The sequence below is a fragment of the Fulvivirga sp. M361 genome (assembly GCF_007097395.1).
Classification (GTDB): domain Bacteria; phylum Bacteroidota; class Bacteroidia; order Cytophagales; family Cyclobacteriaceae; genus Fulvivirga.
In genome coordinates this window covers 1-680 of record NZ_VKDC01000122.1, presented here as the reverse complement: position 1 = coordinate 680, position 680 = coordinate 1, and the positions used below count along the sequence as shown (strand labels likewise).

The following is a 680-nucleotide window of genomic DNA, read 5'->3' as shown; positions in this document are numbered from 1 at the left end:
AAACAGGATTTGGGTTCACCGTCACGGCCGTGGTAAAAGGGGCCACTCCGTCATCACAGCCCGAACCATCACTCACCTCAAAGCTATACGTCAGCGTAACAGGACTGCTCGTGCTATTTGCCAATACATCGCTGATCACATCTCCATCCACAAAGGTCAATCCAACACTGCTAAAACCTGTCACTCCCGCAGTGCCACTCACACCCGTCAAACGCATCAAACTGCCCGTAACTGCACTGTTCAATGTAATAGACGTCGAGGAGCCGCTGCATAAAGCAGGNTCAGCGTAACTGGACTGCTCGTGCTATTCGCCAATACATCACTGATCACATCTCCATCCAAAAAGGTCAATCCAACACTGCTAAAACCTGTCACTCCCGCAGTGCCACTCACACCCGTCAAACGCATCAAACTGCCCGTAACTGCACTGTTCAATGTAATAGACGTCGAGGAGCCGCTGCATAAAGCAGGAACCGTATTCGTGATCGACATCGTTGGACGGGGCTGAACATCAACACTCGCCAACTGGCCTACAGGGGAGACCGGACAGCCGTCGCTGGTCGTCACTTCAAACGTATAACTTACCGTAACCACTCCATTCGTTGGGTTCTCTAAGATCTCTTGTAGCTGGTCGCCGTCCACAAACGTGTCACCCACCAGAACACCACCACCCGTGACAG

1 protein-coding gene is annotated in these 680 nt (G+C 52.1%); it reads right to left on the bottom strand.

All coding sequences use genetic code 11. The features are described 5' to 3' along the window. On the bottom strand, window positions 1-244 hold a 244-nt coding region (locus tag FNH22_RS31835), incomplete at its 3' end, for a PKD-like domain-containing protein (protein ID WP_143402579.1). Window positions 245-680 lie beyond the last annotated feature (436 nt).